The 23,309-nt window shown below is 35.1% G+C and carries 21 protein-coding genes; 20 read left to right on the forward strand and 1 reads right to left on the reverse strand.

Annotated elements, in window-relative coordinates; translation table 11 throughout:
- The first annotated feature begins 7 nt into the window (after positions 1-7).
- The 11 genes from arcC to uidA all read left to right on the forward strand — a co-directional run bounded on the left by arcC (position 8) and on the right by uidA (position 12,660).
- The gene (gene arcC / locus HMPREF2603_RS00125; protein WP_070468831.1) at positions 8-907 is read left to right on the forward strand and encodes a carbamate kinase; all 900 of its coding nucleotides are present in this window, start codon (positions 8-10) and stop codon (positions 905-907) included.
- Between the two features lie 167 nt (positions 908-1,074).
- Complete coding sequence (locus HMPREF2603_RS00130; protein ID WP_070462808.1) at positions 1,075-2,289, forward strand: CynX/NimT family MFS transporter; 1,215 nt, start codon at positions 1,075-1,077, stop codon at positions 2,287-2,289.
- Between the two features lie 130 nt (positions 2,290-2,419).
- A complete protein-coding gene (locus HMPREF2603_RS00135) occupies positions 2,420-2,797 on the forward strand; it encodes an iron chaperone (RefSeq protein WP_002479892.1) in 378 nt (125 codons plus the stop codon).
- 17 nt (positions 2,798-2,814) lie between these two features.
- Positions 2,815-4,029, forward strand: a complete 1,215-nt coding sequence (locus tag HMPREF2603_RS00140; RefSeq protein WP_002479891.1) for a helix-turn-helix domain-containing protein — start codon at positions 2,815-2,817, stop codon at positions 4,027-4,029.
- Between the two features lie 415 nt (positions 4,030-4,444).
- Entirely contained in the window at positions 4,445-5,092 is a 648-nt protein-coding gene (locus tag HMPREF2603_RS00145) for a bifunctional 2-keto-4-hydroxyglutarate aldolase/2-keto-3-deoxy-6-phosphogluconate aldolase (protein WP_023015519.1), read from the forward strand.
- Positions 5,089-6,096, forward strand: coding sequence for a sugar kinase (locus tag HMPREF2603_RS00150; RefSeq protein WP_002479889.1), 1,008 nt, complete (start codon positions 5,089-5,091; stop codon positions 6,094-6,096). Before HMPREF2603_RS00145 ends, HMPREF2603_RS00150 begins: the two co-directional genes overlap by 4 nt.
- A 15-nt stretch (positions 6,097-6,111) precedes the next feature.
- Positions 6,112-7,512: a glycoside-pentoside-hexuronide (GPH):cation symporter gene (locus tag HMPREF2603_RS00155; RefSeq protein ID WP_002479888.1), complete on the forward strand. Its 1,401-nt coding sequence runs from the start codon at positions 6,112-6,114 to the stop codon at positions 7,510-7,512.
- Positions 7,513-7,528: 16 nt separating this feature from the next.
- Positions 7,529-8,950 carry a glucuronate isomerase gene (gene uxaC / locus HMPREF2603_RS00160; protein ID WP_060803554.1) on the forward strand — a complete coding sequence of 474 codons (1,422 nt, stop codon included), beginning with the start codon at positions 7,529-7,531 and terminating at the stop codon, positions 8,948-8,950.
- Positions 8,947-9,993 (forward strand): mannonate dehydratase, encoded by a 1,047-nt coding sequence (gene uxuA / locus HMPREF2603_RS00165; RefSeq protein WP_023015517.1) that lies wholly within the window; start codon positions 8,947-8,949, stop codon positions 9,991-9,993. Before uxaC ends, uxuA begins: the two co-directional genes overlap by 4 nt.
- Positions 9,994-9,997: 4 nt before the next feature.
- On the forward strand, positions 9,998-10,840 hold the full coding sequence (locus HMPREF2603_RS00170) for an SDR family oxidoreductase (protein ID WP_060803555.1): 843 nt from the start codon (positions 9,998-10,000) through the stop codon (positions 10,838-10,840).
- 20 nt (positions 10,841-10,860) lie between these two features.
- Positions 10,861-12,660 carry a beta-glucuronidase gene (gene uidA, locus HMPREF2603_RS00175; protein ID WP_060803556.1) on the forward strand — a complete coding sequence of 600 codons (1,800 nt, stop codon included), beginning with the start codon at positions 10,861-10,863 and terminating at the stop codon, positions 12,658-12,660.
- A gap of 137 nt (positions 12,661-12,797) precedes the next feature.
- Here the strand turns inward: uidA and HMPREF2603_RS00180 are convergent, their stop codons facing one another.
- The gene (locus tag HMPREF2603_RS00180; RefSeq protein ID WP_060803557.1) at positions 12,798-14,144 is read right to left on the reverse strand and encodes a PepSY-associated TM helix domain-containing protein; all 1,347 of its coding nucleotides are present in this window, start codon (positions 14,142-14,144) and stop codon (positions 12,798-12,800) included.
- Between the two features lie 343 nt (positions 14,145-14,487).
- Here HMPREF2603_RS00180 and HMPREF2603_RS00185 point away from each other — a divergent pair, with 343 nt between their 5' ends.
- The 9 genes from HMPREF2603_RS00185 to HMPREF2603_RS00220 all read left to right on the forward strand — a co-directional run bounded on the left by HMPREF2603_RS00185 (position 14,488) and on the right by HMPREF2603_RS00220 (position 23,281).
- Entirely contained in the window at positions 14,488-14,925 is a 438-nt protein-coding gene (locus HMPREF2603_RS00185) for an LPXTG cell wall anchor domain-containing protein (RefSeq protein WP_070462817.1), read from the forward strand.
- Positions 14,926-15,181: 256 nt separating this feature from the next.
- Entirely contained in the window at positions 15,182-15,412 is a 231-nt protein-coding gene (locus HMPREF2603_RS13555; protein ID WP_060803559.1) for a hypothetical protein, read from the forward strand.
- Complete coding sequence (gene cas9 / locus HMPREF2603_RS00195) at positions 15,388-17,799, forward strand: type II CRISPR RNA-guided endonuclease Cas9 (protein WP_261676359.1); 2,412 nt, start codon at positions 15,388-15,390, stop codon at positions 17,797-17,799. Before HMPREF2603_RS13555 ends, cas9 begins: the two co-directional genes overlap by 25 nt.
- 19 nt (positions 17,800-17,818) lie before the next feature.
- Positions 17,819-18,343, forward strand: a complete 525-nt coding sequence (locus HMPREF2603_RS13560; RefSeq protein ID WP_261676361.1) for a hypothetical protein — start codon at positions 17,819-17,821, stop codon at positions 18,341-18,343.
- A 7-nt stretch (positions 18,344-18,350) separates the two neighbouring features.
- Positions 18,351-19,256: a type II CRISPR-associated endonuclease Cas1 gene (gene cas1 / locus HMPREF2603_RS00200; protein ID WP_060803560.1), complete on the forward strand. Its 906-nt coding sequence runs from the start codon at positions 18,351-18,353 to the stop codon at positions 19,254-19,256.
- Positions 19,257-19,267: 11 nt separating this feature from the next.
- Entirely contained in the window at positions 19,268-19,576 is a 309-nt protein-coding gene (gene cas2 / locus HMPREF2603_RS00205; RefSeq protein ID WP_060803561.1) for a CRISPR-associated endonuclease Cas2, read from the forward strand.
- A 10-nt stretch (positions 19,577-19,586) separates the two neighbouring features.
- Positions 19,587-20,576, forward strand: coding sequence for a hypothetical protein (locus tag HMPREF2603_RS00210; RefSeq protein WP_060803562.1), 990 nt, complete (start codon positions 19,587-19,589; stop codon positions 20,574-20,576).
- Between the two features lie 303 nt (positions 20,577-20,879).
- Positions 20,880-21,968: a PTS sugar transporter subunit IIC gene (locus HMPREF2603_RS00215; RefSeq protein ID WP_083297505.1), complete on the forward strand. Its 1,089-nt coding sequence runs from the start codon at positions 20,880-20,882 to the stop codon at positions 21,966-21,968.
- 242 nt (positions 21,969-22,210) lie between these two features.
- Positions 22,211-23,281, forward strand: coding sequence for a PTS sugar transporter subunit IIC (locus HMPREF2603_RS00220; RefSeq protein WP_148130407.1), 1,071 nt, complete (start codon positions 22,211-22,213; stop codon positions 23,279-23,281).
- Positions 23,282-23,309 lie beyond the last annotated feature (28 nt).

The raw sequence follows: 23,309 nt of genomic DNA on the forward strand, positions 1-23,309 counted from the left end.
GTTAGCTATATTTTTTTACTTTGCAACAGAACCTGAAAATCAATATAACAACGTAAAAAATGCGGCAAGCAAAATGGCCGACATTAAAGAAAGTGGACACAAAATTGTTGTGACACACGGTAACGGACCGCAAGTAGGTAACATCATCGTTCAAAACGAAGCGGCTAAAGACCAAGTTTCTCCAATGCCGATTGATGTATGTAACGCTGAATCTCAAGGTTTCATCGGTTATATGATGGAAAGTGCACTGAAAAACGATTTATACCAACGCGGTATCGATTCAAATGTTGTGTCATTTTTAACAATGGTTGAAGTCAGCAAAGATGATCCAGCTTTCGATAATCCAACGAAACCAATCGGTGTGTTCTTCTCAGAAGAAGAAGCAAAACGTATGGAACAAGAACAAGGTTTCACTATGGTTGAAGATGCTGGCGGTGGCTATCGTCGTGTTGTACCTTCACCAGAACCAATGGTGATCAACGGTGTAGACGCGATTAAACGCTTAATGACAGACACAGTTGTCATTTCATCTGGCGGTGGCGGTATCCCTGTATATCGTGACGATGACGGCAAAATTCATGGCTTAGAAGCGGTTATTGATAAAGACCGTTCAGGCTTGAAATTAGCTGAACAAGTGAACGCTGATACGTTCATTATGTTAACTGACGTACCGAATGTTTATATCAACTACGGTAAAGAAAATGAAGCGAAATTAGAAAACATCTCAGTTGAGGAAGCGGAACAATATGTTGCGGAAGGTCAATTCCCAGCAGGCAGTATGTTACCGAAAATCCAAGCTGCGATTGAATTCGCGAAAACAGGTAAAGAAGCGATTATCTGTTCATTAGCAGACGCTGTCGATGCTTTAGAAGGTAAAGCAGGTACACGTATCACTTTAAATAAATAAGTGACGTGATGCATAGTAAGGTATGTTAATCTTCTATACCTGTACTTGCATTGATGAAACGAAAGACATAGAATAAAGTTAATTCAATGAGGTGGGGAGATTAGGTTCTGTCCTACCTCTCTCTTTATTTTCAAATAAACTTAAATAAATGAAGAAAGGGTGAGCATATGGTACAGGATGAGCGCTTCCAAAAACATAGATTGCGCGATTCGTGGTTGATTGTTCTTGCGATGGTCTTTGTCGCATCAACATTACGTGCACCGTTAACAGCAGTTGGTCCGGTTATTGATCAAATTAAAGATGCCTTATCAATCAATAACAGTGTGGCAGGTATCTTAACGACGATCCCGCTGTTGATTTTTGGTATTGTATCACCGCTTGTATCTAAAGTATCCTCTCGTCTGACGATGTCTAAGACGGTGTTCTTATCTACGATTTTAGTCATTATTGCTTTAATCGTACGTGTCTCTGGCGGATTCCCGATTTTCATCCTTGGTACAGTGTTGCTAGGTATTGGTATTGCCTTTGGTAACGTCGTGCTGCCAAGTTATGTAAAATGGAAATTCCCGCTTCAAATCGGTCTAATGACAGGCTTATACAGTGGTACAATGAACTTCACTGCAGGTTTAGGCGGCGGCTTAAGTTATCCGTTATCTGAAGCGGGTACATATCGTCTATCGTTAGGTTTCTGGTTAGTATTTGCGATTATTGCGATTATATTATGGGTTCCGCAAATGCTTTCAGGTACGAAACAAGAGAAAGCCATGCTTGAACAAGCAGCTAAAGAAGAGAAAAAGTTATTTAAAATCAGTCGTTCTAAACTCGCATGGACAGTCGCATTCATGATGGGCTTCCAATCTATGATTTTCTATACAGTTGTCGCATGGGTACCGTCTATCTTAGTAGATAGAGGTGTAGATGCTTCAACAGCAGGCTACTTATTGATGCTGAACCAATTCGCACAAGTACCGATGACGTTTATTTTCCCTATTTTAGCGTCACGTATGAAGAACCAAAAACTATTAGTGACTATCGTTTCCGCATTCTTTATTATCGGATTCGCACTGTTCTTCTCACAATCATTCACGCTATTAATTATCGGTATGATTTTAGCCGGCTTTGGTATGGGTTCTGGATTTAGTTTATGTATGACATTCTTCTCAATCCGTGCACGTACAAGTGATGGCAGTATCGCATTATCTGGCTTCGGTCAATCAATCGGTTACTTCATCGCCGCAATCGGACCATTCTTAATCGGTTTACTACACGATGTGACTGGTGGATGGATTTCTGGAATTATTTCACTCGTTGCGATGGGTGTCTTATTCTATGTATTTGGATTGCTTTCTTCACACGGTGAAGTAGAAGATGAATTAGCATAGTTACTTTAAGCATGACAGTAAATAGACTTACGCTGTCATGCTTTTTTAATGGAAATTTAGAGATACATTCATAGCCCTTTTGAGAATGGTCTCATATAATGGAAGTAAGTCGAAATAAAGGGAGAAATCAATGGAAAATTTTAATGAGTATTTAAATAAAATCGAGGATCCAAAACAAAAGGAAATTTTAACAACTGTTTTTAACTGGGTAGATGAAACGTTTCCTGAGTTAGAAAAAGCCATTAAGTGGAATCAACCTATGTATACACATCATGGTACCTATATTATCGGATTCAGTCGTGCAAAGGCACATTTCTCTATAAATCCTGAAGCTGCAGGAATGAAGCCGTTTATAGACCGTTTTGACGCAAATGGCTATACGTATACTGAAAACTTATTCCGTATTAAATGGACGCAAGATATAGACTATGACTTATTAAAGGATATGATTCAATTCAACTTAGAGGATAAAGCAGACATTACGTCTTTTTGGCGTCATTATAAATAAAGTCAGTAGGTGTTTATATGGATGATAAGACAATTGAAATGTTGAAAACACATGCAATGTACTTATTAGGGCTAGAATTAAAAGTGTTTGATAATCGTCATATTAATCAAATTGTAAATGAAATTAAAACGCCGTTTATGAATTACGAAAGTAAACAATTACGTAAGTCTTTAAAGACTTACATTAATGAGATGAGCAGTCAGCACATTTACTTTTATACCAATGCGTTTAATGTCCATTATTATTTCTTCAAGTATCGTAAACAAAAACAATTTATTATGATCGGTCCTTTCTTAAATGAACGACCGACTGAAAAACAGAGTCATGAAATGCTGCAAGAAGCGGGCATTAAAATATCAAAGATGGCTACTTTGAAACAATATTTATTGAGCATTCCGGTTTGTAATCGTAGAGACGCATTGAAAATGACACGATTAGCCGTACGTTTTATTAAAAATCGAGATGTGAATTATGAAGTCATTCCATTTACATTAAAGATGCATACAACAGAACTAGGTTATACAGCGACACAAGAACAATATGAATTCACATTGAATGAATTAGAAGAAAGATATAAAGTTGAGAATCAATTAATCACTGCGATGGAAAATGGTGATAAAGAAACAGTATTTAATTGTCTGATAAAATTAATGAGTAGTGTGGCTGGTATGAAACGTTCAAATGATTACGCTTTAAACGCAAAATATAAAGCTTATATTTTAAATACATTCGGACGTAAAGCAATCGAAAAAGCAGGCGCAAACTTGTTGCTAGTCGATCAGATTTCTAAAAAATATGCTGCTGAAATAGATGAAGTAGTTAATTTGCAGGGACTCAGTGATGTGATGCATGCGTTAACTATGGAATACACCGATATTGCTCAAAAAGTGAAACAGTACGAACACACACCAAAAGTTAATAAAATTCTGCAGTATATCGATTTACATTTAGATCATCCACTCACGCTTCAATATTTAGCAGAGATGGTTGATTTATCTCCTTCTTATTTATCTAGAATCTTTAGCGAGGAATTAGGCGTTACCTTATCACAATACATCATTAAAGCTCGCATTAAAGTTGGGCGGGACTTGTTAGTGCGAACCAATATGTCTGTCTCTGACATTGCAGTTTATGTCGGGTTTAAAAATCAAAGTTATTTTACTCAAAGATTTAAAGAAGTATATCACATGTCTCCATTAAAGTATCGAAAAATGAAAAAACATACAAAATGATGAAACCGTTTACAATCGCTACACCATTATTGTATCTAAATTCATAAACATAAACAATTTTTCATAGTATAAATTTGTCAGAAATCTCGGAAAAAACGCAAATAAGGTAAAAATTTGTATAAAAACGTAAAAAAAATGATAAAAACAGCGGATATTCCAAGAGTAAAAAGTAAAATAGTAACGTAAAATTTCATATCATTTTTCGCCGAAAATTCATTGTTCGTGTAGATAAATATTACAAAGAAACGCTTTTATATCAAGGGTTTAACTTGATTGATAAAGGCGTTTTTTTATTTGCATTTTTTGCATAAAAAGAGGTCTGAAATCTGATGGAAAATTGACCATTCTTAAAAAAACTTTTACTTTAGTGGTGAGCTAGCTAGTTAAAAAAGTATTTTTAAGGGAGGATTAAACAATGCATAAATATACAATATTGGAACAGTTGCATAACAATTATCTGGTCGCAGTTGTCAGAGGCAAATCACAAGAAGATGCACAAAATATGATTGATCAAATTATAGAGGGCGGAATCAAAAATATTGAAGTAACATTTACAACACCAGGTGCAGAACATGTGATTCAACATTTACAACAACATGCTGATGACACAGTTGTGATTGGTGCTGGCACTGTACTTGATGCGCATACTGCGCGTATCGCAATCTTAAACGGCGCTAAATATATCGTCAGTCCAAATTTTGATGGAGACATTGCACAGTTATGTAACTTGTATTCAATTCCGTATCTGCCTGGTTGCGGGTCGGTCACAGAAATTACAGATGCATTGAAATCAGGTGTAGATTTAGTCAAAGTCTTTCCAGGTGATGTGCTTGGTTCAGATTTTATCAATGCAGTTCACGGACCTATTCCAAATGTCGAAATGATGCCTTCAGGTGGTGTATCCATTGATAATATGGACGAATGGTATAAAAAAGGTGCATTTGCAATCGGTATTGGCGGCGGATTAACAAAAGGTGCGAAAGACGGCAGTGATAACATCATTTATCAGAACACGAAGAAATTTGTAGAACGCTTCGAACGTATTCGAGGTGATAAGTCATGAATTTTATCACACTAGGTGAAATCATGATGCGTTTAACACCTCCAAACCATCAAACGATTACAGAAACCACATCGTTTGATGCGGTCTATGGCGGTGCAGAAACGAATGTAGCTGTCGGGTTAGCTGGATTCGGCGTATCAACACAAGTGATAACGGGATTACCTCAAAATGAGCTTGGGCAAGCTGTATTAAGAACTTTAAGAAAGTACGGTGTCGGGACAGATCATATCGTACAAGCTGATGGCAGATTAGGTGTGTATTACTTAGAAAAAGGATTTGCTTATCGACCTTCTAAAGTAGTGTATGATCGTGCGAATTCAGTATTTTCACAGTTGGATACAACGTCAATTGATTTTGAAGCAGCTTTTAAAAATCAACAGTGGTTCCACTTTACAGGTATTACACCTGCATTGAATGAACAGTTGTTTAAGGTTACGTTACAAGCCGCAAAAGCCGCAAAATCACAAGGCTTATTTGTAAGTTGTGATTTAAACTTCCGCGCAGCATTATGGTCTTTTGAAACAGCACGTGAGGCGATGTCTGAGTTGTTACCTTATGTTGATTTAATCTTTGGTTATGAACCTTTATCACTTACAAATGAAGATGGAACGGATAAAAAGGATGGCTTAGATAGATTAGCTTCGATTGAAACATTAAAACCATATTTAGCTGAAATACACGAACGCTATGACATTGAATACATTGCTTTTACACAAAGAAAAAATTTTACGAACTCAAGAAACCGCTTACAAGGTTTTATATCACATAGAAACCATATAGAACAGACAGCACAATTTGATTCAGATATTTTAGACCGCGTCGGTACTGGTGACGCATTCAGCACAGGGATTATTTATGGATTAATGGAAAATTGGGATTTGAGAACGACAGTTCAATTTGCGATTAACAATATGTTGTATAAGCACGCCATCCATGGTGATTATCATACAGCGGATGTTGAAACAATTTTCCAAATTACAGATTCAGCGGATATTAAACGCTAGAAAAGAGGTCATGCTATGGAAACGATGACAAAACGACAAGAGGAAAAAGTTGAAACATTTAAAGCGATAGAAAAGCCGAAATTACCGCTCAAAGAGAAAATTGCTTATGGATTTGGTGACTTAGGTAACGGAATGATGTTTGACTTAGGTCAAATCTACTTACTTAAGTTCTATACAGATGTTTTAGGAATATCAGCAACGTATGCAGGTTTAGTATTCCTAATTTCAAAAATATTTGACGCTTTTGTCGATACAGGTGTCGGATCTTATGTAGATTCACGTAAAAATATTGGTCCAAGAGGTAAGTTCAGACCATATATCTTATTTGGGACAGTACCTTTAGCAATTATGACAGTAATGACCTTTATCACCCCGAATTTAGATTATACCGGTAAAGTGATATGGGCATTCGCAACTTATATGATATTCAGTATGGCTTATTCAATTGTTAATATTCCTTATGGTTCACTTTCTGCATCTATGACAGTAAACGCAGATGACCGTACACAACTTTCAGTGTTCAGAAATATGGGGTCACAAGGTGCGTTGTTCATTACAGGTATCATTGTTTTACCTATGGTAAGCCAATTCCCTAATCAAGCAATTGGGTTCCCAGTTGTTGTAGGTGTACTTGCGGCAATTGGTGTGATTTTCCACATCATTTGTTATAAAGGTGTTAAAGAACGCTTTACAGTAGAACCCCCTGATACAAAAGGACAAAGTAGAATTGCGTTTAAAAACTTATTGAAAAACGGAGCATTCGCAGTGCTTGCCTTCTATACATTACTAACAATTACAGCCATGTTCTTAAAGCAATCTACACAATTGTATTACTTCCAATATGTACTTGGCGAAGTTAATTTAGTAGGCATTGTTAGCTTGTTCAACTTTATCGCACTGATTCCAGCATTATATCTTACAACTGTTTTAAGTAAGAAGTTTGGTAAAAAAATGACTGCGATTATTGGTGTTGTAGGCTTTATCATTTGTGAAATGTTAAACTATGCATTCTTTGGAGAGAACGTTGTAACCTTCTTAATCTTTAGTACATTAGGCATGTTCTTCCTAGTGATTCCTAATACAGTTACATGGGCATTTATCGCAGACGTTGTAGAATACGGCCAATGGAAATCAGGAGTTCGTACTGAGGGGATTATTTATTCAAGCTACAGCTTCACACGTAAAGTATCACAAGCTTTAGCTGGATTTATTCCAGGTATAGCACTAACGTTTATTGGTTATCAACCGAATGTCGAGCAAACTGCCGATACATTACAGGGGTTAGGACTTTTATACTTTGTCGTACCTGCTGTTATCAGTTTAATTGCGGTAATTGTCTTCGGAATATTCTATAAATTAACAGATAAACGACATGAACAAATTGTAAAAGAATTAGCGTTAAGAGAAGAAATTTAAAAGGAGCGTATATACTATGGCATTTATCAATGAAACTTTTATGTTACACAATGATAAAGCAGTACAACTTTATGAAGATTATGCAAAAGACATGCCAATTTATGACTACCATTGTCATTTAGACCCTAAACAAATCAGTGAGGATCATCACTTTGATAACATTACAGATTTATGGTTGAGCGGCGATCATTATAAATGGAGAGTTATGCGTGCTCAAGGTATCGAAGAACATTACATCACTGGAGATGCGGACAAAAAAGAAAAGTTTGTCAAATGGGCACAAGCACTTCAAAACGCAGTCGGCAACCCAGTGTATCACTGGTCACAATTAGAACTTGCGATGTACTTCGGTGTCTATGATTTATTAACTGAAGATAACGCAGAAGAAATTTATGAACGTGTGAATCAATATCTGAAAGACAATCATGTGACAACGCAATCTTTAATTAAAGAATCAAAAGTTAATTTGATTTGTACGACAGATAATCCAACAGATGATTTACATTATCATGATGAAATTAAAGCCCAATCTGATTTCAAAACAGCGGTTTTACCAGCATTCAGACCTGATGCAGCATTTAAAATCGGTTCACAAGATTTCATAGATTTTGTTGAAAAACTAGCTGAGATTACTCAACCGATTCAAAGTGTTGAAAGCTTCATTGACAGTTTGAAACAACGTATCGATTACTTCCACGGCAAAGGCGGCAGATTAGCTGACCATGGTTTGGAACGAATTGATTATGAAGATTTCACATCAGAAGAAATCACGGACATCTTCAGAAAAGCATTAAGCAAAGAAACGGTTTCTGATTTTGAAAAAGCACAATTTATCACATTCGTCTTAAATGAGTTAAGCAAAGCATACGCTGACAAAGGATGGACAATGCAAATTCACTTCGGTGCGATCAGAAATAACAATACGAGAGCATTTGAAAAGCTAGGTCCAGACACAGGTTTTGATTCAATTAACGATCAAACGAACTTAGCCTATAACTTGAACCATTTACTAGACATGATGGAACGTGAAGATCACTTACCAAAAACGATTCTTTACAACTTGAACCCAAATTATAACGACGTTGTAGGTTCAACAATTGCGAACTTCCAAACAGAGCCAGGTATTGCGAGTAAAATCCAACACGGTGCTGGCTGGTGGTTCAACGATACAAAACGCGGCATGTTGAGACAAATGTCATCACTAGCTGATCAAGGTATGCTGATGCACTTTGTAGGTATGTTGACTGACTCAAGAAGCTTTATCTCATACGCACGACATGAATACTTCCGTCGCATTCTATGCACATATATCGGAGAGATGGTTGAAAATGGAGAAATTCCAGATGAACCATCATTATTAGAAAAATTAATTAAAGGCATTTGTTACAACAATGCTTATCATTACTTTGGATTAATTAAGGAGGAGAATAATCAATGAAGATGACATTTCGTTGGTATGGTAAAGAAGATCCAATTAGTTTAGAGTACATTCGTCAAATTCCTGGTATGGAAGGGATTGTCAGCGCAATTTATGATGTACCTGTTGGTGAAGTTTGGCCATTAGATAAAATCGAAGCACTAAAGAAAGAGATAGAAGATGCTGGTTTAGAGTTATCTGTGATTGAAAGTGTACCAGTACATGAAGATATTAAGTTAGGACGTCCTACACGTGACAAGTATATTGAAAACTACCAACAAACATTACGTAATTTAAGTAAAGCGGGAATTAAAGTTGTGTGCTATAATTTTATGCCAGTGTTTGATTGGACGCGTTCAGACTTAGAATATCGTTTAGACGATGGTTCAACTGCTTTAATCTATAACGAAGACCATATCAAAAAGATGGATCCATTAAGCGGGGAACTTTCATTACCTGGTTGGGATTCAAGTTATACGAAAGATGATTTAGCAGATTTATTTAAAGCTTATGAATCTGTTGATGAAGAAAAGCTATGGGAAAACTTGTCTTACTTTATTAATAAAATTATCCCTGTAGCTGAAGAGGAAGATATTTTAATGGCGATTCATCCGGATGATCCACCATGGAATATTTTCGGCTTACCACGTATTATCACAAACAAAGAAAACTTAGAACGCTTCATTAACCTTTATGATTCAAAATCAAATGGTTTAACAATGTGTTCAGGTTCATTAGGCTGTGATAAAAATAATGATTTCCCTGAAATGTTACGTTACTTCGGTAAAAAAGACCGCGTACACTTCGTGCATGCGCGTAATATCAAACATACAGGTACACATTCATTTGAAGAGTCTGCACACCCTTCAGATAAAGGTTCTTTAGATATGTATGAAATTGTTAAAGCTATGCATGACTTCGGTTATGAAGGTCCTGTACGTCCAGACCATGGCCGTATGATTTGGGGCGAAACAGGTAAACCAGGTTACGGTTTATATGACAGAGCACTAGGTGCGACATATTTAATCGGACTTTATGAAGCAGTAAGCAAAGGTAAGGAGTGAGTATATGATTCCGTACGAAATTGATTTGAACAATAAAACAGTAGTAGTGACTGGTGGTAATGGTGTCATCGGTTCAGCGATGTCGAAATCATTAGCTCAAGTCGGTGCTAATATTGCGATTATTGGGTTGAATGATGAGACAGGTGCACAAGTTGTACGTGAGATTGAAGAAGCGGGCGGTAAAGCACTCTTCGTTTCAGCAAGCGTTACAGATAAAGCACAGATGGAACAAGCAAAAACAAAAATCCATGAAGCATTTGGCAAAGTGGATGTGTTAATTAATGGTGCAGGCGGTAACCATCCTAAAGGTACGACGGATGATGAACATTTCGATAAAGATAATAAAGATCAAATGCAGACATTCTTTGAATTGGATGAAGCAAGTGTTGGTTTTGTGTTCGACTTGAACTTCTTAGGTACGTTCATTCCATCACAAGTCTTTGCGCAAGACATGATTGATAACAAAGAAGCAACAATCATCAACATTTCATCAATGAACGCATTTACACCATTAACTAAGATTCCAGCATACAGTGGAGCAAAAGCAGCTGTCAGCAACTTCACGCAATGGTTAAGTGTTTACCTTGCTGATACAGGCGTACGTGTTAATGCGATTGCGCCAGGGTTCTTAGTGACATCTCAAAATGAAAAGTTATTAATTAAAGAAGATGGCAGTTATTCAGCACGTGCAGAAAAAATCTTGAATGCGACACCTTTACATCGTTTTGGTAAACCAGAAGAATTAATCGGTGCATTATTCTTCTTAGTCGATTACCGTTCCTCAAGCTTTGTGGACGGCGTAGTATTACCAGTTGATGGTGGGTTCAATGCATATTCAGGCGTATAATAAATGAAGGAGAGAATGATATGTTATATCCAATTACAACAGAAACAAGAAATATTATTGATTTAAATGGCACTTGGAAATTCCGATTAGAACATGCGAATGAAAAGTTAGATGCGACACAACCATTAGATACTGATTTAGTGATGAGTGTCCCAGGTTCATATAACGAGCAAGGTGCGATTAGTGAGATTCGTAACCATGTGGGTACTGTCTTTTACGAAAGAGACTTTATCGTACCAAAAGCATTACGTGACGAGCGTTTAGTTTTACGTTTCGGATCAGCTACACATGAAGCGATTGTATATATTGATGGTGAAGAAGTTGTATCTCATAAAGGTGGTTTCTTACCATTTGAAGTGGATATTACAGATAAAGTTGGCGCAGGCAGCCACCGTTTAACTGTGTCAGTAAACAACATTTTAGATCACTCAACACTACCTGTAGGTAACTATGAAGAGTTTACAGATGAAGATGGCAACTTAATCAGAAAGAACACACCAAACTTCGACTTCTTTAACTATTCTGGCTTACACCGTCCGGTTAAAATCTACACAACACCACATAAATATGTAGAAGATATTACAGTGGTACCTAAAGTTGAAGGTGACAATGCGACAGTTCGTTATGAAACTGAGGTTGTCGGTGATGTGGAAGAGGTACGTGTTGAATTATTAGATGAAGAAGGTACAATCGTAGGTTCAGCAACAGGTGCACAAGGTGACATCAAAGTAGAAAACCCACGTCTATGGGAACCGTTAAACGCATATTTATATAACTTAAAAGTAACGTTATTCGACAATGGTGAAGTGGTTGATACGTATACAGAACGTGTAGGTATCCGCTCTGTTGAAGTGAAAGATGGTCAATTCTTAATCAACAACAAACCATTCTACTTTAAAGGATTCGGTAAACACGAAGATACACCTATCAATGGTAGAGGCTATAATGAAAACGCAAATGTTATGGACTTGAACTTAATGAAGTGGATCAATGCGAACTCATTCAGAACAGCGCACTATCCTTATTCAGAAGAAATGATGCGTCTTGCGGATGAACAAGGTATTGTAGTAATTGATGAAACTACTGCAGTAGGGGTTCACTTGAACTTCTTAGTACACTTAGGTAAGTCAAATAATCCTATTGATACATGGAAAGACATTAAAACAAAAGAAGCGCATGAACAAGTGATTCGTGAATTAATCGCACGTGATAAAAACCATGCATGTGTTGTAATGTGGTCTATCGCTAACGAACCAGAATCAGATGCTAAAGGTGCAAAAGAATACTTCGAACCGCTAGTACAACTGGCAAGAGACTTAGACCCACAAGATCGTCCAATGACAATCGTAACAATCATGTTCTCACAACCTGATAACTGTCAAGTTCAAGATTTAGTCGATGTACTTTGCTTGAACAGATATTATGGTTGGTATGTAGACCAAGGTGATTTAAGAGCAGCGAAAGCATCATTGAAGAAAGAAATGGATGGCTGGTCTAAAGTACAACCGAATAAGCCAATTATGTTTACAGAATACGGTGCAGATACTGTAGCCGGATTACACGCAATCGATGACATTATGTTCACAGAAGAATACCAAGTGAAATATTACGAAGCTAATCATGAAATCGTAGACCAATATCCACAGTTTATCGGGGAACAAACTTGGAACTTCGCTGACTTCGAAACAAGTACAGGCCATATTCGTGTCCAAGGTAACCGTAAAGGTATCTTCACAAGAGATCGTAAACCAAAATCTGTAGCGTTCTACTTCAAAGAGCGTTGGGCAAATATTCCAGATTTCTACTATAAAACAAAGTAAGCCAATGATTGAAACTCACTGAACATTAAAATATTAAATAATAATTACTCCCAAAATCCAATATATAAGTATATAAACAAAGCCTACTATATAAAAACAGCGCAGCCTCCCAGGGTTGCGCTGTTTGTTTCTGTTGATTAATTCAATTGTTTATTTCGCTTATCTTTCAAGTATAAGAGTGTTTCTATAATAAAGACGATAATGAGTGAGAAGCCGAATAAAGGCATTAAAACTCCTAAGATAATCAAAGTGATTATAAGTGAAATAGACATCGGCTTTTTCACACGTCTTGGTAGCATTTCAGCTTGTTTCATGTGTTTTAAGCGTCTAAACCAAGACATGAAACCAAAGATGATTCCGCCTAAAAAGGCGATACATACGAGTAAGTTAATAATTTTGTTAGCCATACCGAAGAGGTGGCCTTCGTGAAGCGGAATACCCCAAGCTAACCATTTCGCTAGGATACCGTAATCTTGATAATCCACTTTACCTAATTGTTTACCAGTATATTGGTCCATATAACGTGTGGTTTCTTTTTCAGGTGCGACATCAAAGCCGGTTACACCACTATTGCTGGCTTTAGATAGCGTAAAGGAACCATCAGGACTGGTTGGATAAACAATCGCAAAAGGACGTGTTAAACCTTGCTTTTCAGCGTTGTGAATCACTTTATCCAAAGATAATTGACCGGGAATATTTGTCATCGGCATCGCCATACTACCATGATGCCCGCCACCTTCTGATTGTGGTGCTGCTTTTTGTCTTAAAGCCCATGGAATTTCATTGGCTTCTGATTTAGGTGGATTTGCGACGAGTTGAGTTTGTCCTAATTGTGGGTACGCAGTTGAAATCTGATTGATTTTAGCACCCATGAAGCCAGACCAAGGTAAGCCTGTAAAGACTAAGATTAACATCGGAATGGCGATTATTAATCCGACAATCGCATGCCATTTTTGGAATTTGAGTACTTTGTTGTTAGATTTTAATAACTTTTTACGTACTAACATATAATTACCAGATAATATCATAAAAACAGTCCAACATGCGGTTAATTCAACTAAGTAGTTAATCGCAGTATTTTCAGTCGAAAGGGAACTATGTATACTTCTGACCATATTGGAATAGGTGTATTTCGCATTTTGTTGATCGACAATTTGGTTATGATTGTCTAGAAAAATATAGTAAGAATTACCTTCCATATCACCAATTGTGATGCGGTTATTGTAAGGTGACTCCATCACACTGACTTTATTGATAGTGTAACCAGGATGTTCTTTTTCGATTTGTTTAATCGCATCGGTCATAGATTGTTGTTTTGTATGTTCGCTTTGACCATAGAATTCGTGCTTATACAATTGATTTTCAACTTCAGGGAAGAAAAGATAAGCAATACCTGACAAAGTCAAAGTAATTAATAAAGGCGTAATAAAGACCGCAGCGTAAAAGTGTAATCGCTGCATAGGATTAAATGTGTTGGGTTTCATAATTTACCTCTTTATCTATATAAAATGTAATGATTTCGCTTTATATAAAAGCTACATTATATTATTACAGATTTTTAAATAGATGAAGGACAAATGTTTGTCATATTTTGAAAATTGTATGACGGAAGTGTGAAAATTGTAGATAAAAGGAGTTTAATGCTATGTTAGTTAAGTTAAAATATATTGCCGTTTCATCCGAAAAACTATATCGATAAAAGTTACCTTTATGTCATTTACGAACATTCTGCAAAGTTTGTTTAGTTACTGTAAATAGGGTTTTTAAAGAAGGCAAGTTTGGGTTACGTTAAAGATGAGTAAACTAGATAAACTTAGGAGGCCTATAATGAGAAAAATCGGTATCTTTTTAACAACGTTAGTTGCGGTAGCATTAATTTTTACTGGAATTGAAGACATTGTGAAAGGTGCAGAAGCTCAAGCAGCTAAAGCAATTACGGGTGAAGTAGTTTCTGATGAATTGGATCCAGACGGTGACGGATGGGCAAATATCGGATTTGAAAATATCAAATTAGATGAACCTTACCAAACTAAGTTAGTTCAATTAACACATCTGAAAGACACTGGTAAAATGTCTACGACTGAATACAATGAAAAAGTTGCTGCATTAATTTCAGAAGCAAGATCAATTGATGCATCTCAATCACAAGAATTACCAGCAGCCGGTGAAGCTGAAAGAAATCTTGTATTAGTAATCTTTGGCTTGTGTATTTCATTAATAGGTATGGTAACTGTTATGACTAGTAGAAAACGTAAAAGTGAATAACGAAAGAAATGTTCTAACAAATCTTTCAACAAAGTCAAAATTAAAATTATTAGAAAATACAAAATATTGATTGACTAATAATAACTACTATAATATCATTAAGTTACAATACTAATAATTGTATTGTACTTATACCTAAAATTACAGAATCTACTAAAACAAGGCAAAATGCCGTGTTTATCTCGTCAACTTGTTTGGCGAGATTTTTTTTACATTTATTAAATTTTAAATATTCAAATTATAAGGGAGTGATAGTATGAATAATAGTTATATCTTAGGACTAGATATCGGAATTACATCAGTGGGTTATGGAATTATTGAATATGAAACAAGAGATGTTATAGATGCAGGTGTTCGTTTATTTAAAGAAGCTAATGTAGAAAATAATGAAGGACGACGATCAAAAAGAGGGGCAAGACGACTTAAGAGACGTCGTAGACATAGATTACAAAGAGTAAAAAAATGTTGTTTGATTATAAATTATTAAATGAAGACAGTGAAATAAGTGGAATAAATCCATACGAAGCTCGCGTTAAAGGACTAAGTGAAAAATTAAGCGATGAAGAATTTTCTGCGGCATTGCTTCATTTAGCAAAGCGCAGAGGTGTACATAATGTAAGTGATGTGGAAGAAGATACAGGCAATGAATTATCCACTAAAGAACAAATCGCAAGAAATAATAAAGCCTTGGAAGATAAATATGTTGCGGAATTACAGTTAGAACGATTAAAAGAACAAGGCGAAGTAAGAGGTGCAGCTAACCGCTTCAAAACATCTGATTACATCAAAGAAGCAAAGCAGTTATTAAAGACACAAAGTAATCATCATAAAATTGATGAAACTTTCATAGAGACATATATCAGCTTATTAGAAACTAGAAGAACATACTATGAAGGTCCAGGAGAAGGTAGTCCATTTGGCTGGAAGGATATTAAGGAATGGTATGAAATGTTAATGGGACATTGTACATATTTCCCTGAGGAATTACGAAGTGTTAAATATGCTTATAATGCTGATTTATACAATGCCCTAAATGATTTAAATAACTTGGTTATTGCACGAGATGAGAATGAGAAACTAGAGTATTATGAGAAATTCCAGATCATTGAGAATGTCTTTAAACAAAAGAAAAAGCCGACACTCAAACAAATTGCGAAAGAGATACTTGTGAATGAAGAAGATATTAAAGGCTATCGTGTAACGAGTACAGGTAAACCAGAATTCACTAATTTTAAAATTTATCATGATATAAAAGGCATTACATCCCGAAAAGAAATTCTGGAGAATGCTGATCTACTCAATCAAATCGCTGAAATTTTAACGATTTACCAGTCAGCAGAAGACATACAAGAAGAATTAGCTGAACTGGAACCAAAATTGACACAAGAAGAAATCGAACAAATTTCAAATTTAACTGGTTATACCGGCACACATCGTCTCTCCCTAAAAGCTATCAATTTAATATTGGATGAATTATGGAACACAAGTGATAACCAAATGACTATTTTCAATCGTTTGAAACTTGTGCCGAAAAAAGTGGATTTAAGCCAACAAAAAGAAATACCAACATCTTTAGTGGACGATTTTATCTTATCACCAGTGGTGAAACGTTCATTCATTCAATCCATCAAAGTGATTAATGCTATTATTAAAAAATTCGGTTTGCCAAAAGATATTATTATTGAGCTAGCAAGAGAAAAGAATTCTAAAGAGGCACAAAAGTTCATCAATGAAATGCAGAAAAGAAACCGCCAGACTAATGAAAGAATCGAAAAAATCATTAAGGAAACCGGTAAAGAAAAAGCTAAGTTTTTAATTGAAAAGATTAAACTGCATGATATGCAAGAAGGAAAATGTTTGTATTCATTGGAACCTATTCCATTAGAAGATTTACTTAATAATCCATATCATTATGAAGTTGATCATATTATTCCTCGTTCTGTTTCTTTTGATAACTCTTTCAATAATAAAGTGCTAGTAAAACAAGAGGAGAATAGTAAGAAAGGGAATAGAACGCCATTTCAATATTTGAGTTCTTCTGATGCGAAAATTAGTTATGAGATATTTAAAAAGCATATTTTGAACCTTTCTAAAGGTAAAGGAAGAGTTTCTAAGAAGAAAAAAGAATATTTATTAGAAGAAAGAGATATTAATCGATTTAGTGTCCAAAAAGATTTTATTAACCGTAATTTGGTAGATACACGATATGCGACTAGAGAGTTAATGAATTTATTAAGATCCTATTTTAGAGTAAATGACTTAGATGTCAAAGTAAAATCGATTAATGGAGGTTTCACGAGTTTCTTAAGAAAAAAATGGAAGTTCAAAAAAGAAAGAAATCAAGGTTACAAACATCATGCTGAAGACGCATTGGTCATTGCTAACGCTGACTTTATTTTCAAAGAATGGAAAAAACTAGATACAACTAATAAAGTCATGGAAAACCAAACAGTTGAAGAGCAACAAGCTGAAAATATGCCGGGAATTGAAACTGACGATGAATATAAAGAAATATTTGTAATCCCGCGCCAAATACAAAGTATTAAAGACTTTAAAGATTATAAGTACTCACACAGAGTCGATAAAAAACCGAATAGAGAATTAGTAAATGATACCTTATATTCAACAAGGAAAGATGATAAAGGCAATACACTTATCATAAATAACATCAAAGGACTATATGACAAAGATAATGATAAATTGAAAAATTTAATTAAGAAATCACCAGAAAAATTATTAATGTATCATCATGATCCACAAACTTATCAAAAACTGAAAACTATTATGGAACAATACAGTAATGAGAAGAACCCGCTTTATAAGTACCATGAAGAAACAGGCAATTATTTAACTAAATATAGTAAAAAAAGATAATGGACCTATCATCAAAAAGATTAAATATTACGGTAAAAAGTTAAATGCGCATCTTGATATTACAAGCGACTATTCAAATAGTCAGAATAAAATAGTAAAACTATCATTAAAACCATATCGCTTTGATGTTTACTTAGATAATGGTGGATATAAATTTGTGACAGTTAAAAATTTAGATGTCATCAAAAAAGAAGGTTTCTTTAAAATTGATTCAAATGCTTATGAGAAAGCAAAAAGTGAGAAAAAAATTGATCAAAATGCAGTGTTTATCGCAAGTTTTTATAATAATGATTTGATTAAAATTGATGGAGAGTTATATAGAATTGTAGGGGTGAATAATGACTCGGTAAATAGAGTGGAACTAAATATGATTGATATAACTTATAAAGAGTTTTTAGAAAATATTAATGATAAACGAACGCCGCGAATATTGAAAACGATATCTCAAAAAACATATTCTATTGAAAAATATTCCACAGATATTTTAGGGAATCTTTATAAAGTGAAAAGTAAGAAAAAGCCTCAAATGATCATGAAAGGGTGAGTAGTTTTTGGCGTGGAGAATTGTATATCTTTCAGAAGTAGATAAACTTGCATTAAACTTAAATAATTTGAAAATCGCAAAAGGGGATTTGGAGGTTAAAATCCCCTTAAGCGATATTTTCGCTATTCTAATTGAAGACTTAACAACAACAATAACTTCAAGGCTTATGATAGAGCTTTCTAAATATAATATTTTAGTTGTTTTTTGCAATCAACAACATTTACCAGAATGTATGGTGCATCCAATTAATGGTCATTTTAACCAATACGGACAAATGAAAGAGCAACTTCAATGGTCAGAACAAAATAAAGGAGAATTGTGGAAACATATATTGGTTCAAAAAATTCAAAATCAGATTCAATGTATGAAACATGTTGGAGTCCTTGATGAAAGAATTATTAAAATGAAACAGTTGCAAACTTTAGTTACATCTAGAGATGAAATGAATATAGAAGGACAAGCTGCTAAATATTATTTCAATACATTTTTTGAGGATTTCAGACGTGATGATGAATTTTTAATAGAAAATATGGTGTTGAATTTTGGTTATACAATTTTAAATTCAGCAATCGCTAGAACCATTGTGGCAAAAGGGTTAATTCCAGCACTTGGTATTCATCATATTGGTGCACGAAATCATTTTAACCTTGCATCAGACATCATTGAAGTATTTAGACCATTAGTAGATTTATATCTATTAAAACATCCTCCAGAAGAAGAATATATGACAAAGGCATATAGATTAGAGTTAGTGAATTTAATGCATGCAAGAGTACAAATTGACGGAAAGCAGCACACAGTTATTAGAGCGATTGAAATTATGGTTCAATCAATCATTGAGTATTTCAGAACGGGGAGATATGAAACACTCAAGCTACCAAACATTAAACAATATTCTTTTTATGAATCATGAGTTATAAATTTATGAGAGTAATGATAATGTTTGATCTCCCAACTGACACGAAAGAGGAAAGACGCTTATATAGTAAGTTTAGAAAAGGGCTGATTTCTGAAGGGTTTTTGATGATGCAGTACTCTATTTACATTAAAAGTTGTATAAATAAAGATTCAGCAGAAAGCAGTGTGAATTATGTGAAACGTATCTTGCCGCCTGATGGTCATGTGAGAGCATTGACAATTACGGAGAAGCAATATGAGAAAATGAAAATATTACTGGGTGAAGAAGATAAAAATATTGAGATATTAGGAGATAATCGTACCATTTTATTTTAGGAGAAAAAATATGTATGAAGCGGTTTTAGAGATTAGTATTGAGGAATTACCAAGAGTTATTTTAAATACTAGTGAGTATACCTCTATTTACAATGAAGATTCAACACATGAAGAATACATTCTAGAAACACTTAAGAATTACTTTCAACCAAGAAATTCCAATAAAGACTGTGTAACCATTACAAATCTTTTAGAATGTGAGAGGGTTTCAAATAATCGGTTTAGAGGTTTTATCTTGAATCATTCTGCTATAGAAAATGAGCATCAATTAGCAGCAACAAGTATGATGACTAAGAAAATCATTAGAGAATTGCATAATGATATGGAAATAGAAGGATATATCAATTCGATTAATGTATTATTGGATGACTTAAGAGAAAATCTAAGAGGGACTTTACCTTTGGCTGTTAAATCATTTGATTTAAAGCAGTTTATAAGACTGCTTTCATTTAAATATGATTACACTGAAGATTATGCTAGGCTGATTAATCGTTTAGAACAAGTAGTCCCGTTAGTAGTAGATGAAATGAATTATCAAGCAAAAGAAAAGGCGTTTTTGATTTATCTGTATCCAGAAGCGGGTTTAAGTATAAAAGAGCAAATTAGATTTAGAAAAACATTAAATGATCTGCCAATTCCAATAATAGTATTAACAGAGTCCTCATATTTTTTATCAGAGAATATCAAAGGTTTGAACTACTTTATCAACAATATCCAAATGATTACTGAAGAGTTTATTGATGATAGTTACTGGAATGCGCCAATTAATATAGAAATAGAAAAGTTTAAAGAGAGATTTGAGTATTTGTTTAAAAAATATTGTTCTTTTCTAGAAGTTAATCCTACAATTTCTAATTATAATTTGACGGAAATTGTTGTTTTCGATGATTTGGATCTTTATATAGTCATAGCTTTTTTAAAACATTGCAAATTTAACTATCAACTAGACATTGATAGGGAGAAAATTTCTTCAGCATTATCAGCGTATCTATTTTCTTAACCAAAATTCAAGTTTATAATTGTGCTAGAGGTTTTAGTACTCTGTAATTTTAGGTATAAGTGATTCATTGTCCGCAACAGCAACATCAGTCACATGGTTTTAGTACTCTGTAATTTTAGGTATAAGTGATTCACTAACCCAAAAGGAACTTGAACTGCACCTGTTTTAGTACTCTGTAATTTTTAAGCAGCTTCGGCTGCTTTTTTCTATTTTCTGTCATTGACATACTTTAATGATAGGCATACAATAATTCTGAAAATTACGAAAACATCAGGTCTTTTGCATCACGAGAGGAGTCTTTTTATGGAACACACAGCGATGAATCATACTTCACCCACACATCCAGGGACCAAGATAGGTCCCAAATATTTTCTTTTTAACTTATTAAATGGGGTTGCGATTGGTATCGTAGCAGGTTTAATCCCGAATGCGATTTTAGGAGAAATCTTAAAAGCACTTGTCCCATTTAATCCAGTCTTTACGCAATTACTACACGTTACGACTGCTATTCAATTTGCGGTGCCTTGTTTAATCGGTGCGTTAGTTGCGTATCGTTTTAAATTTACACCTTTAGGTATCGCGGTAGTTTCAGCGGCTTCCTTTATTGGTAGTGGCGCTGTCGTCTTTAAACATAATGCATGGGTTATCACAGGTATTGGTGACTTAATCAACACTATGTTCGCAGCTGCAATCGCTTCACTTATGATTTTGTTTATTGGTGAACGTTTTGGCAGCTTGAACTTGATTATATTACCAACATTTGTGGCAGTAAGTACAGGTTTCATCGCATTGCATACACTACCTTATGTCAAACTCGTCACAACAGTCATCGGTAATATGGTCAACAGCTTTACTGAATTACAACCGATACCGATGTGTATTTTGATTTCATTAGTTTATGCATCAATTGTTATTTCGCCAATTTCAACCGCCGCATTATCCATGGCAATCGGTATTGAAGGATTAGCTGCAGGTTCAGCTTCCATCGGTATAGCGGCAGTAGAAGCAGTATTAACGATCGGAACATTGCGTGTTAATCGTTTAGGTGTACCGATGACAATCTTTTTAGGTGGCGTTAAAATGATGTTGCCGAACTTAGTACGTCATCCGATTATTTTCCTACCGATTACTACGACTGCGGCAGTAACAGGTTTTGTGGCAAGTTTAATCGGTATTGGAGGAACGAAAGAATCAGCTGGTTTCGGTATCATCGGTTTAGTTGGACCGATCAATGCGTTCAGATTTTTAGATTACGGCGACTTCTGGCTTAAAGCGATACTTTGTGCAGTCGCATTCTTTATCGTTCCATTTATTACTGCGTTTATCGCGCACTTTGTTTATAGTAAAATATTTAAAATTTATGATGAAGAAATCTTTAAATTTATCGATTAATACATTAATGTGACAGAAATCATATGTGTGGTTTCTGTCTCTTTTTTATTGTGATACAAAAGATAGCTTATTTAGAAAGGGTTATAAGATAATTCATTCTACCATTTTAGTGGTTTCTTACTATTATATGTTCTTAAAACCATTATTAAATTCGAGCAGATATTGACTTTAAGTATTTTAAATATTAGAATTATCAGAATATTACAAACATAATTAACAACACAGAAAACGGAGGAGAATATATGGGAGGAACTATGACAAGACCAGGTACCAAGGTGTCGGTGGGTACATTTTTTTATAACGTATTAAACGGGGTCGCATTCGCAATTATCGCAGGACTCGTACCGCATGCGGTATTAGGGGGAATTTTAAAAGCATTATCACCGTACTCTAAATCAGCAGGTGTTCTATTACAAGTAGCAACAGCCATTCAATTTACGGTGCCGATGTTGGTTGGTGCATTAGTCGCACATCGCTTTAAATTCACACCGCTTGGCATTGCGGTTGTTGCGGCAGCTACATTTATCGGAAGTGGGGCAGCGCAATTTAAAAATGGTGCATGGGTAATCACAGGTATTGGTGACTTGATCAATACGATGTTAGCAGCTTCAATCGCCTCACTTTTAATTTTATTCATAGGTGAACACTTCGGAAGCTTGAATTTAATCATTTTACCTACCTTTGTAGCAGTCATTACTGGGTTTATTACATTACATACTTTGCCATACGTAAAATTAGTCACTACAGGTATTGGACATATCATTAATACCTTTACAGAGATGCAGCCAGTGTTAATGTGTATGCTGATTGCGATTGCTTATAGTATGATCATCATTTCACCGATCTCCACAGTAGCAACATCTATGGCCATCGGTATCAGCGGTCTAGCAGCTGGTGCAGCATCAATCGGTATTACAGCAGCTGAAGCAACATTAGTCTTTGGGACAATCACTGTAAACCGTCTCGGTGTTCCTGGCACAATTTTACTAGGCGGTGTTAAGATGATGCTTCCAAATATGGTTAAATATCCTGTGATGTTAGTACCGATTACAGTTACCGCAGCCATTTCAGGTTTTGTGGCAAGTTTCATCGGTATTGGCGGAACAAAAGAGTCTGCAGGTTTCGGTATTATCGGTATGGTCGGACCGATTAATGCCTTTAGATTTATGCATGTTGATGAAATTTGGTTGAAATTAGTCTTGATTATCACCGCATTCTTTGTCGTTCCATTTACGGTTGCTTATATAGCGCACTTTATTTTCATCAAAATCTTTAAACTTTATGATAAAGAAATCTTCAGATTCCTAGGATAATCGTATTTCTGACAAATAAAATCAAAAA

The sequence above is a fragment of the Staphylococcus sp. HMSC055C03 genome (assembly GCF_001809385.1).
GTDB classification, from domain to species: Bacteria; Bacillota; Bacilli; order Staphylococcales; family Staphylococcaceae; genus Staphylococcus; species Staphylococcus simulans.

Bases quoted from the DNA above. Each gene is read 5' to 3' on its own strand.
- HMPREF2603_RS00215 (WP_083297505.1), top strand. From the start codon at position 20,880: ATGGAACACACAGCGATGAATCATACTTCACCCACACATCCAGGGACC.
- HMPREF2603_RS00140 (WP_002479891.1), top strand. From the start codon at position 2,815: ATGGATGATAAGACAATTGAAATGTTGAAAACACATGCAATGTACTTA.
- HMPREF2603_RS00155 (WP_002479888.1), top strand. From the start codon at position 6,112: ATGGAAACGATGACAAAACGACAAGAGGAAAAAGTTGAAACATTTAAA.
- cas2 (WP_060803561.1), top strand. From the start codon at position 19,268: ATGAGAGTAATGATAATGTTTGATCTCCCAACTGACACGAAAGAGGAA.
- HMPREF2603_RS00135 (WP_002479892.1), top strand. From the start codon at position 2,420: ATGGAAAATTTTAATGAGTATTTAAATAAAATCGAGGATCCAAAACAA.
- HMPREF2603_RS00130 (WP_070462808.1), top strand. From the start codon at position 1,075: ATGGTACAGGATGAGCGCTTCCAAAAACATAGATTGCGCGATTCGTGG.
- HMPREF2603_RS00170 (WP_060803555.1), top strand. From the start codon at position 9,998: ATGATTCCGTACGAAATTGATTTGAACAATAAAACAGTAGTAGTGACT.
- uxuA (WP_023015517.1), top strand. From the start codon at position 8,947: ATGAAGATGACATTTCGTTGGTATGGTAAAGAAGATCCAATTAGTTTA.
- HMPREF2603_RS00145 (WP_023015519.1), top strand. From the start codon at position 4,445: ATGCATAAATATACAATATTGGAACAGTTGCATAACAATTATCTGGTC.
- HMPREF2603_RS13555 (WP_060803559.1), top strand. From the start codon at position 15,182: ATGAATAATAGTTATATCTTAGGACTAGATATCGGAATTACATCAGTG.
- uidA (WP_060803556.1), top strand. From the start codon at position 10,861: ATGTTATATCCAATTACAACAGAAACAAGAAATATTATTGATTTAAAT.
- HMPREF2603_RS00150 (WP_002479889.1), top strand. From the start codon at position 5,089: ATGAATTTTATCACACTAGGTGAAATCATGATGCGTTTAACACCTCCA.
- HMPREF2603_RS00210 (WP_060803562.1), top strand. From the start codon at position 19,587: ATGTATGAAGCGGTTTTAGAGATTAGTATTGAGGAATTACCAAGAGTT.
- uxaC (WP_060803554.1), top strand. From the start codon at position 7,529: ATGGCATTTATCAATGAAACTTTTATGTTACACAATGATAAAGCAGTA.
- HMPREF2603_RS00185 (WP_070462817.1), top strand. From the start codon at position 14,488: ATGAGAAAAATCGGTATCTTTTTAACAACGTTAGTTGCGGTAGCATTA.
- cas9 (WP_261676359.1), top strand. From the start codon at position 15,388: ATGTTGTTTGATTATAAATTATTAAATGAAGACAGTGAAATAAGTGGA.
- HMPREF2603_RS00220 (WP_148130407.1), top strand. From the start codon at position 22,211: ATGGGAGGAACTATGACAAGACCAGGTACCAAGGTGTCGGTGGGTACA.
- HMPREF2603_RS00180 (WP_060803557.1), bottom strand. From the start codon at position 14,144: ATGAAACCCAACACATTTAATCCTATGCAGCGATTACACTTTTACGCT.